Source organism: Streptomyces sp. NPDC032822, assembly GCF_055578825.1.
Genome location: NZ_JBVIOL010000008.1, coordinates 236,716 through 251,555, shown reverse-complemented (window position 1 = coordinate 251,555; position 14,840 = coordinate 236,716). Strand labels below are relative to the sequence as shown.

Here is a 14,840-nt window from a genome sequence, read left to right as displayed (position 1 = left end):
TCTGCTTTCAGCCACGATACGTCCCGCCGGTCACTCGCGCAGAGCGCCGGGCAGCGTCGGGCAGCGTCGGGCAGCGCCTCCCCGCAGGCCGGTACGGTGCCCGCCGTCAGGTCAGGGCCAGGACGTACGCCAGCGCCGCGGCGGCCGAGGCGACGGTGCGGACGTGGTTCCACAGCGTCCATTCGCGGACGTACGTCGGCCAGTACGCCGCCGCCTCCTGGGTGCCCGGCTCCAGCCTGCCCAGCGTGTCGTTGCGCGGCACGTTCGCCACCATGGTCAGCCCGAACACCCCGAACAGGTACAGCGCGCTGCCCACCAGCAACTCCACCGTCCCCTCGTCCGGCCACAGCACGAACGTCACCACCGCGAGCACCGAGGTCAGCACCGCCGTCCCGGCGAACACGAGCATGAACGGCGGCCGCAGCGCGTTCACGTTGATCGCGTTCATCGCGGCGACCCCCTGCGCGGGCGGCAGCGCGGCGAGCCCTCGCATCACGAACGTCGAGAACCCGCAGAAAACCCCGGCCACCAGCCCGGTCCCCAGCACACCCAGCACGACCAGTACGAAATACGGTCCCTCGATCATTCCGACCCCGCCTCCCACATCCGCCCGAGCCCCGCCCGGCACCATCCGTCACCACCAGTCAATCCCCGCCCGCACCCGCCTGCCATGCACGAACCGCGCGGGGACATACGCGAGCGTCCACAACGGCCCGCACCCCGTCCCTGCCCTCAGCCGGCCTCCGCCTCCCTACCCGCCACCACCCCGGGGGCCTCCGCACCGGCCACCCCCTCCGCCCGCCACCCCCGCAGCACCGCCGCCACCCTCGGGGTGATCCGCCGTCGCGCCTCGTGCCGCGCCACCCCACTCATCAGCAACTGGTCGTACGGCGTGTCCACGTGCCGCACGGACGCCACGACCGCCGAGATCACCGCGCCCTCGGACAGCGCCCGCCCCGCCGCACTCCGCCCCACCCGTCCGCTGCCCCGCACGGAGGCGTGCTCGGCGATCGCCAGCGCCCGGTCCCGCGGACACCCCGGGAAGAGCCGCCCCACCTCCGCCGCGAAGGCGTCGGCGAACCGCAGGTCCTGAGCCGCCCGCCGCGCGGCGTCCCGCACCCGGCGCCGCCGTCGTGCCTCCGCGTCCGCGAGACACCGCACCTCGGCCCGGGCGAGCCCCGCCTCCTCGACGAGGACCCCCTGCCGCTCGTAACGGCCCTGGCGCCGGTTGAACCGGATGACCACCGCCGACAGCCCGCTCTCCTCCCGCGACCTGCGCGTCAGCGCCGTGTCGCCGCGCGGCAGGAACACCAGGTGCCCGAGATCCCCGCAGTCGAGACACCGCGGCGCCCCGTCCTCCAGCACGAGCAGCGACAGCGGCCCGCCACCGCACTCCGCGCAGTGCCGTCTGCGCAGCGGCTGGACGACGAGAAGCCCGTTCCGCGACGGGGGAGTTGCCAGAGGTGCCATACGGTGTTCATGCCCGGCCACAGCGTGCGGAACTACGCCCTCCACGCACCCGCCTCCCTCATCTCCCTGTCGCTCGGTCTCCCGGTATCCCTCCCCGACGGAACACCTCCCGATCCGGGCCTGGCGCATCATGGGCCGTGTGCGACTCGAAGCGATCACCTGGGACCGGCTCGGCGACCTCCTGGCCGAACGACTGCTCGACCTGAAGCCGGCCGACGGCGGTCCCTGGCCGCGCATCGCCTTCGACGGCGCCCCGGCCGCCCGCCCCGGCGACCTCGCCGACCGCGTCTGCGAAGCCCTGCGCCTGCGCGGTCGACCCTCACTGGTCGTCGGCACCCAGGGCTTCCTGCGCCCCGCCTCACTCCGCCTGGAGTACGGCCACCAGGACGTCGACTCCTACTACGACGGCTGGTTCGACACCCGTTCCCTCTGGCGTGAGGTCTTCGGGCCCCTCGAACCCGGCGGAGACGGCCGGGTCCTGCCCGACCTGTGGGACCCCGCCACCGACCGAGCCACCCGCAGCCCCTACGTCCGACTCCCGCCCGGAGGAATCCTGTTGCTGCACGGCCCCCTCCTGCTGCGCCACTGGTTCCCCTTCGACCTCAGCGTCCATGTCCTCCTCTCGCCCGGCGCCCTGCGCCGTCGCACCCCCGAGGCCGAGCACTGGACCCTCCCCGCCTTCGAGCGCTACGAGGACGAGACCGACCCGGCCGGCACGGCCGACGTCCTGGTACGCGCCGACGACCCCCGGCACCCGGCGTGGAGCGGCTGATCCGCGCCGGGCCCCGGACCCCGGAGTGCGTGCGTCCGGGGTGCGGGTGCCCGGCCGCACGGCGAGAATGTAGGGCGCCGGGACTTGCGGTGCCTCCTCGCACCGCGCCGGCCGCCCGGCACCGGGAGGTACTTCATGACCACCGCCGGAGACATCATGCACCGTGGTGCCCAGTGGATCCCCGCCCACGAGACCCTGGACCGGGCCGCCCAACTGATGCGCGACCTGAACGTCGGGGCCCTGCCCATCAGCGACCGGAACGAGCGGCTCTGCGGCATCCTCACCGACCGCGACATCGTCGTCGGCTGTGTGGCCATGGGCCACGACCCGGCCAAGGTCACCGCCGGTGAGATGGCCCACGGCACCCCTCGCTGGATCGACGCGAACGCCGATGTCAGCGAGGTGCTCCACGAGATGCAGGAGCACCAGATCCGCCGGCTCCCCGTCATCGAGGACAAGCGCCTGGTCGGCATGATCAGCGAGGCCGACCTGGCCCAGCACCTGACGGACGACCAGATCGCGACCTGGGCCGAGAGCGTCTACGCCAGGACCCCCGGCGGCGGCTGAACCCGCGGTCCCGGACGGCGGTCCCGGACAGGCCCCGGCCGCCGGACGGCAGCCCCTGTCGTCAGGGAGCGGGCTCGGGCTCGGTCCCCGGGCCGGCCGCCGCCGTCCGGGCCGGCCCTCGTCGTCAGAGCCAGCCGTTGCGCCGGAAGCCGCGGTACAGCGTCAGACACGCGACGGATATCACGCCGATCACCATGCCGTAGCCGTACCGCCAGTGCAGCTCCGGCATGTGGTCGAAGTTCATGCCGTACACCCCGCAGACCATCGTCGGCACGGCGACGATCGCGGCCCACGCCGTGATCTTCCGCATGTCCTCGTTCTGCGCGACCGTCACCTGCGCGAGATGGGCCTGCAGAATGGAGTTGAGCAGTTCGTCGAACGCGGCGATCTGCTCCTTGGCCCGCAGCAGATGGTCGGCGACGTCACGGAAGTAGGCCTGTATCTCCGGATCGACCACGCGGATCGGCCGGACGGCAAGCTCCTCCAGCGGCCGGCCGAGCGGAACCACGGCCCGCTTCAGCTCCAGGAGCTCCCGCTTGAGCTGGTAGATGCGACCCGCGTCGACCCGCGCGCCGTTCTCCGCGAAGACGGCCATCTCGACCAGGTCGATGTCCGACTGCACGGCGTCGGTGACGTTCAGATAGTCGTCGACCACATGGTCCGCGAGCGCGTGCAGCACCGCGGCCGGTCCCTTGGCGAGCTGTTGGGGGTCGCACTCCAGCTCCTCGCGCAGCGGACCCAGCGAGCCGTGCCGGCCATGTCGGACCGTGATGACGAAGTCGGGGCCGACGAACACCATGATCTCGCCGGTGTTGACCACCTCGCTGGTCGCGGTCAGCTCCTCGTGCTCGACGTAGCAGACCGTCTTGAACACCGCGAACAGTGTCTCGCCGTAGCGCTCCAGTTTCGGACGCTGATGCGCCTCGACCGCGTCCTCGACCGCCAGCGGATGCAGGTCGAAGAGCTCCGCGATCCCTGCGAACTCCTGGTCCGTCGGCTCGTGCAGACCCAGCCAGACGAAGCCGTCCCGGTTCTTGCGCACCCGCTCCACGGCGTCGACCAGATCGACGCCGGCCGGTGTCCGGACGCCGTCCCGGTACGTCACGCAGTTCACGACCGAGGAGCCCAGTGGGGACCGGGCCGGATGGCTCAGGTCGACGCGCGGACGCCGCCGTGCCAGCCGCGCCACCTTGCGGAGACCGCCGACCCTGCCGAGGCTCGTGACCTTCCGCAGATTCCCTGCCATGGACATCCGCATCTCCTTGCGTGGATCTCCCCCGTGACGCGTTTCCACGCCCTGGCAAGCCAGTTTGCCAGCTCTCCGTGTGGGCCGGGTAAGCCTGTGGGAACAGGAGATTCCGCTTTGTTCCCGACTGTGGACAACGCTTCGGTCTTGATCGCGGTCACGGTCGCGAGCGTGGGCGTGAGCTTGATGGCGGTCACGGGTCGGAGGGGTCGCCCGGCGGAGTGCCCGGCATCTCGCCGGGGGCGCCGCGTCGACCACCCCCGACAAGCCGTACAACTGGGATGATCGCGGCATGACGCGAACCGACGGGTATCTCCTCGACAACCGGCAGACCGAGGCGGCGGAGCGTTTCGACGCCTTCGCCACCCTCTTCGACCCCACGACCTTCCGGCACCTCGAAGCGTTCGGCATCGGACCGGGCTGGCGTTGCTGGGAGGTCGGCGCCGGCGGCACCTCAGTGGTCTCCTGGCTGGCGAAGAAGGTCGGCCCGACCGGACGGGTCGTCGCGACCGACATCGACACCACGCGCCTCACCGCGGCCGCCCGCCCGCCGGTCGAGGTACGCGTCCACGACGTTGCCGCGCAGGACCCGCCGGGGGAGGGGTTCGACCTGGTCCACGCCCGGCTCGTCCTCGTCCATGTGCCCGACCGTGAGAAGGCGTTGCAGTCGATGGTCAAGGCCCTGCGGCCCGGCGGACGGATCCTCGTCGAGGACGCCGACCCCGCCCTGCAGCCGTTGCTCTGCCCCGACGAGCACGGCCCCGAACAGCAGCTGGCGAACCGGCTGCGCCAGGGCTTCCGCCACCTGCTCGCCGATCGCGGCGCCGACCTCTCCTACGGCCGCAAGCTCCCACGGCTGCTCCGTGAGGCAGGGCTGCGCCGGGTGGAGGCCGACGCGTACTTCCCGCTCACCTCGCCCGCCTGCGCCGCCCTGGAGTCCGCCACCGTCCGCCAGATCCGCGACCAGCTTGTCACCGCGGGTCTCGCCACCGACCAGGACATCGACCACCACCTCGCGAACGTCGCCGCCGGCAGCATGGACCTCGCCACGGCACCGATGATCTCGGCATGGGGGCGCAAGGCGTAGGAGGAGAGCGGGAGTTGGCGCCGGGAGTGCCGGGAGAGTGGGGACACCGGCAGCACTGGGAGCACGGGGAGCCTCGTCCCGCCTCCCCCGGCGATCCACCTCCGGCGCCGGCTCCACCGCGTCCCCGTCAACCACCCACCGGCGGTCGCCCACCCACCCGCTCCACCGCCACCGCTCCCGCCCGGCACCCCTCCGCCGCCGCGGTCTCGGGCCCGGCGCCGGTCAGGAGGGCGGCGAGGAAGGCGCCGGTGAAGGCGTCGCCGGCGCCGGTGGTGTCCAGGGGTGTCGCCGGCACCGCGGGGACATGGGCGACCACGGTGCCGGAGCGGGCCACCAGCGCACCCTCCGCCCCCTGCTTGGCGACCACCAGCGGCACTTGGCGGCTCAACTTGGCCGCCGCGTCCGCCGCGTCGGGCAGGCCCGTGAGCAGACACGCCTCGTCCCGGCTGGGCAGCAGCACGTCCACGCCCTCGACGAGCCTCAGGAAACGGTCGATCCCCAACTCCGCGAGGAACCCGGCCGACGCCGGATCCATGCTCACCGGCACCCCGCGCGCGCGTGCCGCCTCCAGCGCGACGGCCACCAGGGCACGGCCCGGCTCGGAGAACAGCAGGTAGCCCGAGAGATGCAGCCGCGCCACGCCGTCGAGCAGGGTGTCCGACCAGTCCTCGGGCGAGAGCCGCAGCGCGGCCCCGCTGTCGGTGAGGAACGTCCGCTCGGCAGCGGCACCCGTGTCGACGAGGCAGATCACCGTCCCGGTCGGTGCGTCGGGGTCGACGACCAGCCGGGGCCGTACGCCGTACTGGAGCAGCTCCCGCTCGTGCCAGGCGGCCGAGTCCGCGCCCACCCGCCCGAGCAGCCGCACCTCCACACCGGCCGCCCCGCCCCGGCCGGCCGCCGGCCCGTCTGCCTCGACACCGCCGTGGTGAGCGGCCCAGCAGGCCACGTTGGCGCCCGCGCCACCCGGCACCGTCCGGATCGTCGCGGCCGTGTCCGTGCCCGCCGCGAGCGGCCCCCGGTGCCGTGCCACGACGTCCGTGATGACGTCCCCGACGACCAGCAGCGCGCCGTCCGGGCGCACCCCGCTCCGCCGGTCACCGGTCGCGGTGGCCCCCTCGCGCCGGGGCGTCCCCGCCGTCACGCCCCGGCCCAGGCCGCCGCGATCCGTGCCGCCAGCCGTACGTTGCCGCGCACCGCCGCGAGATTGGCGGTCAGCGAGGCACCGTCGGTGTGCTCCACCAGGTACTTCAACAGGAACGGGGTGACGCCCTGTCCCGTCACCCCCGCCTCCTCGCACGCGTGCAGCGCGTCGGCGAGCACGCGCGCGTGCAGGCCGGGATCCAACTGCTCCTCCTCGGGCACCGGGTTGGCCACGATCAGCGCGGACTCCGGCCCGCCGACCGCGTCCTGCGCCCGCATGACGTCGGCCACCCGCCCCGGGCTGTCCAGCGTCCACTCCACGGGGTGCCCCGAGTCGGAGAGATAGAAGCCGGGGAACCGGTCCGTGCCGTACCCGGCCACCGCCACGCCCAGCGTCTCCAGCCGCTGCAGAGTCGCCGGCACGTCCAGGATCGACTTCACCCCCGCGCACACCACGGTGATCCGGGTCCGGGCCAGCAGACCGAGATCGGCCGACTCGTCCTGCGTCACCGTCCACTCCCGGTGCACCCCGCCGAGCCCACCCGTGGCGAACACCCGTACGCCCGCCAGGGCCGCCAGCAGCGCGGTCGCCGACACCGTGGTCGCCCCGCTCACCCCGCCGGCCACCGCGAGCGGCAGGTCACGATGGCCCAGCTTGCGGATCCCGTCCTCGTTGGCGACCCGCTCCAACTGTTCCTTGTCCAGGCCGACATGGGGCCGTCCGTCCAGCACGGCGATCGTCGCGGGCACGGCACCCTCCTGCCGTACGACGTCCTCCAACTCCAGCGCAACCTGCAGATTGCGCGGGCGCGGCAGCCCGTGCGCGATGATCGTGGACTCAAGGGCCACCACGGGTCGACGCGCGTCGATCGCGTCGCGCACTTCCTCGGACACCACCAGCACCACGTGCCTGCCTCCTGTCGGTCGGTCTTCCCTCATCTCTGGCGGGCCGCGCGTCCGGTCAAACACTTGCGGCCTGTGGGGGACGACACCAGCCTGGGGGCATGACGGACAACACGACACGTCTCGACCATGTGGTCCTCTGGGTGGACGACCCGGTGGCCGCGGCCGACTTCTACGAGAAGGCGGTCGGCATGGAACCGATCAGACTCACCGACTACGCCGCGGGGACGGTGCCCTTCCCCTCCGTACGGCTCAACGACGAGACCATCCTCGACCTCATGCCGCTCACCATGGCGGAGCGCATGAAGATGCTCCCCGGCGCCGCCGACAGCGCGGGTCACCCCGTCAACCACGTCTGCCTGGCGCTGCCCGCCGACGACTTCGCGGCACTACGTGCCCGCCTGGAGGAGCGGTCGGTCCCCGTCTCCGACCTTTCGTACGACTCGTTCGGCGCCCGCGGACCGGCCCGGCGCAGCTTCTACTTCCGCGATCCGGACGGGAACGTCTTCGAGGCGCGGCACTACGACTAGCGCGCGAGGGGGGTGGCTCCACGCGCGAGTGGAGCCACCCCCGGCGTTGTCAGACCGGCCGCACACCCTCCAGCGCGCCGTGCGGATCCAGCACGTACTTGCGGCTCGCGCCCTGGTCGAACTCGGCGTAGCCGCGCGGGGCGTCGTCCAGCCCGATGACGGTCGCGTTGACCGCCTTGGCGATGTGTACGCGCCCGTGCAGGATCGCCATCATCAGGCTGCGGTTGTACTTCATCACCGGGCACTGTCCGGTGGTGAAGCGGTGGCTCTTGGCCCAGCCGAGCCCGAGCCGGACCTTCAACGTCCCGCTCTTCGCGTCCGCGTCGATCCCACCGGGGTCGTCCGTGACATAGAGCCCGGGAATGCCCAGGGCACCGCCCGCGCGCGTGATCCCCATCAGCGAGTTGAGGACGGTCGCCGGAGCCTCGGGGGCGTCCTGCCCGTGGGCGCGGGCCTCGAAGCCGACCGCGTCGACCGCGACGTCCACCTCGGGCTCCCCGAGGATCTGCGCGATCTGCTCCTCCACACTGCCCCGCGACACGTCGACCGTCTCGCAGCCGAAGCTCCGCGCCTGGGCGAGGCGCTCGGCGTTGAGATCCCCGACGATGACCACGGCGGCGCCCAGGAGTTGTGCCGAGGCGGCCGCGGCGAGGCCGACCGGACCGGCTCCGGCGACGTACACCGTCGAGCCGACGCCCGCGCCGGCGGTGACCGCGCCGTGGAAGCCGGTCGGGAAGATGTCCGACAGCATGGTCAGGTCGAGCAGCTTCTCGCGGGCCTCGTCCCGGTCCGGGAACCTCAGCAGGTTGAAGTCCGCGTAGGGGATCAGCGCGTACTCGGCCTGGCCGCCGACCCAGCCGCCCATGTCGACATAGCCGTAGGCCGCCCCCGGACGCGCGGGGTTGACGTTCAGACAGATGCCGGTCTTGCCCTCCTTGCAGTTGCGACACCGCCCGCAGGCGATGTTGAACGGTACGGAGACGATGTCGCCGACGCCGATGAACTCGACGTCCGGGCCCCGTTCGACGACCTCTCCGGTGATCTCGTGTCCGAGGACCAGCCCTTCGGGCGCGGTCGTCCGCCCGCGCACCATGTGCTGGTCGCTGCCGCAGATGTTGCTGGCGAGCACCTTGAGGATCACTCCGTGCCGGCACTTCCTGCCGACGTTGTCCGGAGCCACCCCCGGCCCGTCCTGGAGTTCGAGCGTCGGTCGGTCGATGGTCCTGACCTCCACCGCGCCCGGCTTGAGATATGCGACTGCCCTGTTCCCGCTCATGCGTGATCGCCGTCCCTTCGGCCCGCGTCTTGCGGATGCCAGTCGGAATGCCAGCGGCTGTGCGCACGGCGGAGTCTGCTACCGCCTCGGCGTTCCGGCCAGCCGTCGCGCGCACGGATCGCGCCCGCTTGTGCCGACCGCCCGCCCGGAACACCCCGACGGCAGGACAACGGCTCAGGACAACGGTTCAGGACGACGGCTCAGAACAACGGCTCGGGCAGTACACCCTCCAGGGCCAGCAGCTTCCGCTTGGTCTCCACGCCGCCCCCGAACCCGCCGATGCCGCCGTCGCGCTCCACGACCCGGTGGCAGGGCACGACGACCGGCAGCGGATTGGAACCCATCGCCACGCCCACCGCCTGAGCCGCGCCCGGCTGCCCTACCCGACCCGCCAGATCGCCGTACCCGACGACCGAGCCGAACGGGACACCCGACGCCAGTTCGCGCAGCACCTGCCGGTTGAAGCCCGAGATCAGCGACCAGTCCAACGGCAGTTCGAAATCGTGCCGCTCGCCGGCGAAGTACGCCTCCACCTGACGTATCGCCTCGGTCAGCAGCGGGGAGCCGGGCGCCTCGACCGGCTCCCCGCCCAGTCGGGAGGCGAGCCGGTCCAGCGCCTTGTCGCGGACCGTGTCCGTGGCGTGGAACACCACGTTGACCAGGCCCTCGCGGGTCGCTGCCAGCAGCAGCGGACCGATGCCGGTGGCGACGACGGCCCACACGACCTGCTGCTCGTCGTGCCCGTCGCCCTGCCCATCGCTGTTCATGCGGACCACCGTACGACCCGCCACTGACAACACCCGGTGAACTGCCCGCAGGGCCGAGGCCGCCGGCGGGTGGGATGGCGTCAGGAGTCGTGCAGGGCGGCGCGCACCACGTCCGGTTTGTTGGTGATGACACCGTCGACACCGTGTCCGGCGACCTGACGCGCCGTGGCCGCGGTGTCCACGGTCCAGGTGAAGACCTCCAGCGGCCTGCCGTGCGGACCGGTGAAGGCGTGCACGGCGGCGACATACCCCCGGGAGGCCGTGCCGTACGACGGGTTGATCTGGTCGACGAAGGACGCGTACGCGGGCAGGTCCGCCACGGACGGCGTGCCGAGGAGCCCGGTCTTGACGCCGGGCTTCAGCTGGTGGACCGCCCGCACGGAGGCCGCGCTGAAGCTCTGCACGATCAGCCGGTTCCTGAGGTGCTTCCGGTCGAGCCAGCCCTCGTTGCCGAGCACCTTGAGGGTCTGGCCCTCGATGCCCGGGTACAGCTCCGGGTTCTTGATCTCCAGCAGCAGCTTCTGATGGTGGACCCCGACGCGGCGCACATACCGCTCCAGTGTGGGTACCCGCGTGCCGATGAACGCGGAACCGAACCAGCTGCCCGCGTCGAGACGCCCGATCTCGGCGGCCGTGAAGTCCCTCACCTTCCAGGGTGCCCGGTCGGGGAAGACCTCCTCGGCGTCGGTGGTGCGCCGCAGATTGTCGTCGTGAAGGACGACCAGTTCGCCGTCCTTGGTGCGCTGCACGTCGTTCTCGACCCAGTCGATGCCCAGCCGGGCCGCCTTGTCGACGGCGGCCAGGGTGTTCTCGGGGGCGTAGGCGGAGGCGCCCCGGTGGGCGATGACCGCAGGCCGTGCCGCGGCTTCGCCGGCCCGGACGTCGGAGGTGGGGAGCAGGTAGGCGGCGGTTCCCAGGAGCGCGGTGGTCGTGGCGGCAACTGCGCGCGCGTGCATGCGTACTCCTCGCGTCGAACGAACACGTACAGCACAACTCTGACAGCAGAGGGTCAACAGAAGGTGGGTACACAATGGCCACAAGTTGAACGGAGTCGCCCCGAGCCCGCTCACCGGTGCCGCACAACTGGGGCAAGGACGTGTTTCTTTGCCGGAAAATCGTTCGACCATTCCGGTGGGAGTCATACTCTCTGCGTCAACCCTGACCGCTCGGGCGGTCCTGGGAAGGGGCGAACATCAGGGATCTCCGGGATGCACGAAGGCGGAAGGGTAGCCGCGCATGCAAGGCACGGTCGACGGATTCAGTTACGGACTCGTCACACCGCTGGTGGCTTACTTCATGGCTTGTCTGGGCGGCGCCCTGGGCCTGCGCTGCACCACCAGATCCATGCTGGTCGGCAACTCCTGGCGCCCCGGCTGGCTGGCCCTGGGTTCGGCCGCGATCGGCTCCGGCATATGGACCATGCACTTCGTCGCGATGATGGGCTTCAAGGTCCAGCAGGCGCCGATCCACTACGACAGGCTGACGACGTTCGCGAGCCTGGGCGTGGCCATCGTCATGGTGGGCATCGGGATCTTCATCGTCGGCTACAGGGGAGCGGCCGGCACCGCGCTGATGACCGGCGGGGCCGTCACCGGCCTCGGTATCGCCTCGATGCACTACCTGGGCATGGCCGGCATGCGCTTCAACGGCAAACTTGAGTACGACACCCTCACCGTGGCCGCCTCCGTGGTCATAGCCGTCGCCGCCGCCACCGCAGCCCTGTGGGCCGCCGGACAGGTGCGGGGCTTCCTGTGGAGCGTGGGCGCGAGCCTCGTCATGGGGCTCGCCGTGACCGGCATGCACTACACGGGCATGGCCGCCCTCAGGGTCCATCTGCACGACACCGCGGCCCCCGTCACGGGTGACTCCGCCACCTCGCTGCTGGCCCCCATGATGATCGGCCCGCTGGCCTTCCTGCTCCTCGCGGGCGTCGTCGTGATGTTCGATCCGCTCATGGTCATGGGCAAACCCGTGTGGACCCCCGTCGAGAACAAGCCAGGTGTTCCCGCGCGCGAGCTCGTCCCCCACCAAGCCGCCCGCCGCCCCTCCCTCCGGTCCCGCCGAAGCGTCGGCCACCGGGACTCCCGCACCCCGCAGAACCGCTGACCCGGCCCGCTGCCGCGACGGCCCCGCGGGAGGGAAACCGCTGATCGGGCCGCGTTGTCAGTGGGGGGTCGTACGGTTGATGCCATGCGGCCCGTTTCCCACATCGAACGCACGGTGGCGCCCTTCGAGGTCGTCAGCCCGTACCAGCCCAACGGCGACCAGCCCGCGGCCATCGCCGAGCTCGCCCGGCGCATCGAGGCCGGTGAGAAGGATGTCGTGCTGCTCGGCGCGACCGGCACCGGCAAGTCCGCCACCACCGCGTGGATGATCGAGAAGCTCCAGCGCCCCACCCTCGTGATGGCACCCAACAAGACGCTGGCCGCGCAGCTGGCCAACGAGTTCCGTGAACTGCTGCCCAACAACGCCGTCGAGTACTTCGTCTCGTACTACGACTACTACCAGCCCGAGGCCTACGTCCCGCAGTCGGACACCTACATCGAGAAGGACTCCTCGGTCAACGAGGAGGTCGAGCGGCTGCGCCACTCCGCGACCAACTCGCTGCTCACCCGTCGTGACGTCATCGTGGTCGCCTCGGTGTCCTGCATCTACGGCCTCGGCACCCCGCAGGAGTACGTGGACCGCATGGTCCCCCTCAAGGTCGGCGACGAGATCGACCGGGACCAGCTGCTGCGCCGTTTCGTGGACATCCAGTACACGCGCAACGACCTGGCCTTCACCCGCGGCACCTTCCGCGTCCGCGGCGACACCATCGAGATCTTCCCGGTCTACGAGGAGCTCGCCGTCCGCATCGAGATGTTCGGCGACGAGATCGAGGCCCTGTCCACCCTCCACCCGCTCACCGGCGAGATCATCAGCGACGACCAGCAGGTGTACGTCTTCCCGGCCTCCCACTACATCGCCGGCCCCGAGCGCATGGAGCGGGCCGTCAACGCCATCGAGAAGGAGCTGGGGGAGCGCCTGGCCGAGCTGGAGAAGCAGGGCAAGCTCCTGGAGGCCCAGCGGCTGCGCATGCGCACGACGTACGACCTCGAAATGCTCCGCCAGATCGGTTCGTGCTCCGGTGTGGAGAACTACTCGATGCACTTCGACGGCCGTTCGCCCGGCTCCGCGCCGCACACCCTGATCGACTACTTCCCCGAGGACTTCCTGCTCGTCATCGACGAGTCGCACGTCACCGTGCCGCAGATCGGCGCCATGTACGAGGGCGACGCCTCCCGCAAGCGGACCCTGGTCGACCACGGCTTCCGGCTGCCCTCCGCCCTGGACAACCGCCCCCTGAAGTGGGAGGAGTTCCAGAAGCGCATCGGGCAGACCGTCTACCTGTCGGCGACCCCGGGCAAGTACGAGCTCTCCCGCGGGGACGGCGCCGTCGAGCAGATCATCCGCCCCACCGGCCTGATCGACCCCGAGGTCGTCGTCAAGCCCACCGAGGGCCAGATCGACGACCTGGTGCACGAGATCCGGCAACGCGTCGAGAAGGACGAACGCGTCCTGGTCACCACCCTCACCAAGAAGATGGCCGAAGACCTCACCGAGTACTTCCTGGAACTCGGCATCCAGGTGCGCTATCTGCACAGCGACGTCGACACCCTGCGCCGCGTCGAACTGCTGCGCGAACTGCGGTCGGGCGAGTTCGACGTGCTGGTCGGCATCAACCTCCTCCGCGAGGGCCTCGACCTCCCCGAGGTGTCCCTCGTGGCGATCCTCGACGCCGACAAGGAGGGCTTCCTGCGCTCGGGCACCTCCCTCATCCAGACCATCGGCCGCGCGGCCCGCAATGTCTCCGGCCAGGTCCACATGTACGCCGACAAGATCACCCCGGCGATGGAGAAGGCCATCGAGGAGACCAACCGCCGCCGGGAGAAGCAGGTCGCCTACAACACGGCGAACGGCATCGATCCCCAGCCGCTGCGCAAGAAGATCAACGACATCGTCGCGCAGATCGCCCGCGAGGGCGTCGACACCGAGCAGCTGCTCGGCTCCGGCTACCGCCGCACCCAGGACGGCAAGGGAGCCAAGGCGCCCGTGCCCGCCCTCGGCGGCAAGGCGGCCAAGACCGGCAAGGGCAAGGCCAAGGAGACCGTGCCGACCGACCGTCCCGCGGCCGAACTCGCCGAGCAGATCGAGGACATGACGCAGCGCATGCGCGCAGCCGCCGCCGATCTCCAGTTCGAGATCGCGGCCCGGCTGCGCGACGAGGTCTCCGAGATGAAGAAGGAACTCCGCCAGATGAAGGAGGCGGGCATGGCCTGACGGGCCCCCCGGCCTCGCGGACACACGCTGTGTTGCAGGACCGACACAAAATGCGGAGCCGGGTACGGCACTGTCAGTGCTCCTGCGTAGGGTTCTGGTCATCCGCGGATCCCGCGGCAACAGGGGAAACATCGAGAGGGGACCAGCGCGTGGTGGACGTATCCAAGGGCGGCGCGTCCGGTGGCGGCGTCAATCTGACCAAGGGTCAGGCCATCAGCCTGCAGAAGAGCGACGGCGGCAGTCTGACGGCGGTGCGCATGGGTCTCGGCTGGCAGTCGGCCCCCCGACGCGGCCTGTTCGGCTCGCGCACCCGGGAGGTCGACCTCGATGCCTCGGCCGTCCTGTTCGCGGACAAGCAGCCGGTCGACGTCGTCTTCTTCCGGCACCTGGTGAGCGACGACGGCTCGGTGCGGCACACCGGCGACAACCTCGTCGGCGGCGTGGGGCAGGGCGGCGACGACGAGGCGATCCTCGTCGACCTGGCACGGGTGCCGGTCCACATCGACCAGATCGTCTTCACCGTGAACTCCTTCACGGGGCAGACCTTCCAGGAGGTGCAGAACGCGTTCTGCCGCCTGGTCGACGAGACCAACGGCCAGGAACTCGCCCGCTACACGCTCGCGGGCGGCGGCGCGTACACGGCCCAGATCATGGCCAAGGTGCACCGCACGGGCCCCGGCTGGACGATGACGGCCCTCGGCACTCCGACCAACGGCCGCACCTTCCAGGACCTGATGCCGGCGATCCTGCCGCACCTGTAGG

Annotated in this window: 15 protein-coding genes; 7 read left to right on the top strand and 8 right to left on the bottom strand. The window is 71.1% G+C overall.

Annotation, left to right across the window (positions count from 1 at the left end):
* Positions 1-106: 106 nt before the first annotated feature.
* Positions 107-586: an anthrone oxygenase family protein gene (locus ACZ5VD_RS24010; RefSeq protein ID WP_468549548.1), complete on the bottom strand. Its 480-nt coding sequence runs from the start codon at positions 584-586 to the stop codon at positions 107-109.
* 146 nt (positions 587-732) lie between these two features.
* Positions 733-1,470 (bottom strand): DUF2293 domain-containing protein, encoded by a 738-nt coding sequence (locus tag ACZ5VD_RS24005; RefSeq protein ID WP_468549549.1) that lies wholly within the window; start codon positions 1,468-1,470, stop codon positions 733-735.
* Positions 1,471-1,600: 130 nt separating this feature from the next.
* Here ACZ5VD_RS24005 and ACZ5VD_RS24000 point away from each other — a divergent pair, with 130 nt between their 5' ends.
* Together ACZ5VD_RS24000 and ACZ5VD_RS23995 are read left to right on the top strand one after the other, a co-directional pair.
* Positions 1,601-2,242, top strand: coding sequence for a nucleoside/nucleotide kinase family protein (locus ACZ5VD_RS24000; RefSeq protein WP_468549550.1), 642 nt, complete (start codon positions 1,601-1,603; stop codon positions 2,240-2,242).
* 135 nt (positions 2,243-2,377) lie between these two features.
* Entirely contained in the window at positions 2,378-2,809 is a 432-nt protein-coding gene (locus ACZ5VD_RS23995) for a CBS domain-containing protein (protein WP_468683225.1), read from the top strand.
* Positions 2,810-2,933: 124 nt separating this feature from the next.
* Here the strand turns inward: ACZ5VD_RS23995 and ACZ5VD_RS23990 are convergent, their stop codons facing one another.
* Positions 2,934-4,061, bottom strand: a complete 1,128-nt coding sequence (locus tag ACZ5VD_RS23990) for a magnesium and cobalt transport protein CorA (RefSeq protein WP_468683223.1) — start codon at positions 4,059-4,061, stop codon at positions 2,934-2,936.
* A 286-nt stretch (positions 4,062-4,347) separates the two neighbouring features.
* Between ACZ5VD_RS23990 and ACZ5VD_RS23985 the strand changes: the two genes are divergently transcribed.
* Positions 4,348-5,142: a methyltransferase domain-containing protein gene (locus ACZ5VD_RS23985; RefSeq protein WP_468683222.1), complete on the top strand. Its 795-nt coding sequence runs from the start codon at positions 4,348-4,350 to the stop codon at positions 5,140-5,142.
* Positions 5,143-5,269: 127 nt separating this feature from the next.
* On the opposite strand, the gene ACZ5VD_RS23980 is transcribed toward ACZ5VD_RS23985, so the two are convergent.
* A complete protein-coding gene (locus tag ACZ5VD_RS23980) occupies positions 5,270-6,223 on the bottom strand; it encodes a carbohydrate kinase family protein (protein WP_468683354.1) in 954 nt (317 codons plus the stop codon).
* Between the two features lie 56 nt (positions 6,224-6,279).
* Positions 6,280-7,188: a pseudouridine-5'-phosphate glycosidase gene (locus ACZ5VD_RS23975; RefSeq protein ID WP_468549554.1), complete on the bottom strand. Its 909-nt coding sequence runs from the start codon at positions 7,186-7,188 to the stop codon at positions 6,280-6,282.
* Between the two features lie 98 nt (positions 7,189-7,286).
* Here ACZ5VD_RS23975 and ACZ5VD_RS23970 point away from each other — a divergent pair, with 98 nt between their 5' ends.
* Positions 7,287-7,715, top strand: a complete 429-nt coding sequence (locus tag ACZ5VD_RS23970) for a VOC family protein (protein ID WP_468549555.1) — start codon at positions 7,287-7,289, stop codon at positions 7,713-7,715.
* Positions 7,716-7,764: 49 nt separating this feature from the next.
* Here ACZ5VD_RS23970 and fdhA read toward each other — a convergent pair whose 3' ends face one another.
* The 3 genes from fdhA to ACZ5VD_RS23955 all read right to left on the bottom strand — a co-directional run bounded on the left by fdhA (position 7,765) and on the right by ACZ5VD_RS23955 (position 10,714).
* Entirely contained in the window at positions 7,765-8,991 is a 1,227-nt protein-coding gene (gene fdhA / locus ACZ5VD_RS23965; RefSeq protein WP_468549556.1) for a formaldehyde dehydrogenase, glutathione-independent, read from the bottom strand.
* A gap of 200 nt (positions 8,992-9,191) precedes the next feature.
* Positions 9,192-9,758: a methylated-DNA--[protein]-cysteine S-methyltransferase gene (locus ACZ5VD_RS23960; RefSeq protein WP_468549557.1), complete on the bottom strand. Its 567-nt coding sequence runs from the start codon at positions 9,756-9,758 to the stop codon at positions 9,192-9,194.
* 80 nt (positions 9,759-9,838) lie between these two features.
* Positions 9,839-10,714, bottom strand: coding sequence for a glycerophosphodiester phosphodiesterase (locus ACZ5VD_RS23955; RefSeq protein ID WP_468549558.1), 876 nt, complete (start codon positions 10,712-10,714; stop codon positions 9,839-9,841).
* A 280-nt stretch (positions 10,715-10,994) separates the two neighbouring features.
* Between ACZ5VD_RS23955 and ACZ5VD_RS23950 the strand changes: the two genes are divergently transcribed.
* The 3 genes from ACZ5VD_RS23950 to ACZ5VD_RS23940 all read left to right on the top strand — a co-directional run bounded on the left by ACZ5VD_RS23950 (position 10,995) and on the right by ACZ5VD_RS23940 (position 14,839).
* Entirely contained in the window at positions 10,995-11,864 is an 870-nt protein-coding gene (locus ACZ5VD_RS23950; RefSeq protein WP_468549559.1) for an MHYT domain-containing protein, read from the top strand.
* Positions 11,865-11,948: 84 nt separating this feature from the next.
* On the top strand, positions 11,949-14,078 hold the full coding sequence (uvrB, locus tag ACZ5VD_RS23945) for an excinuclease ABC subunit UvrB (RefSeq protein ID WP_468549560.1): 2,130 nt from the start codon (positions 11,949-11,951) through the stop codon (positions 14,076-14,078).
* Between the two features lie 194 nt (positions 14,079-14,272).
* The gene (locus ACZ5VD_RS23940; protein ID WP_468549613.1) at positions 14,273-14,839 is read left to right on the top strand and encodes a TerD family protein; all 567 of its coding nucleotides are present in this window, start codon (positions 14,273-14,275) and stop codon (positions 14,837-14,839) included.
* The last annotated feature ends 1 nt before the right edge of the window (position 14,840 follow it).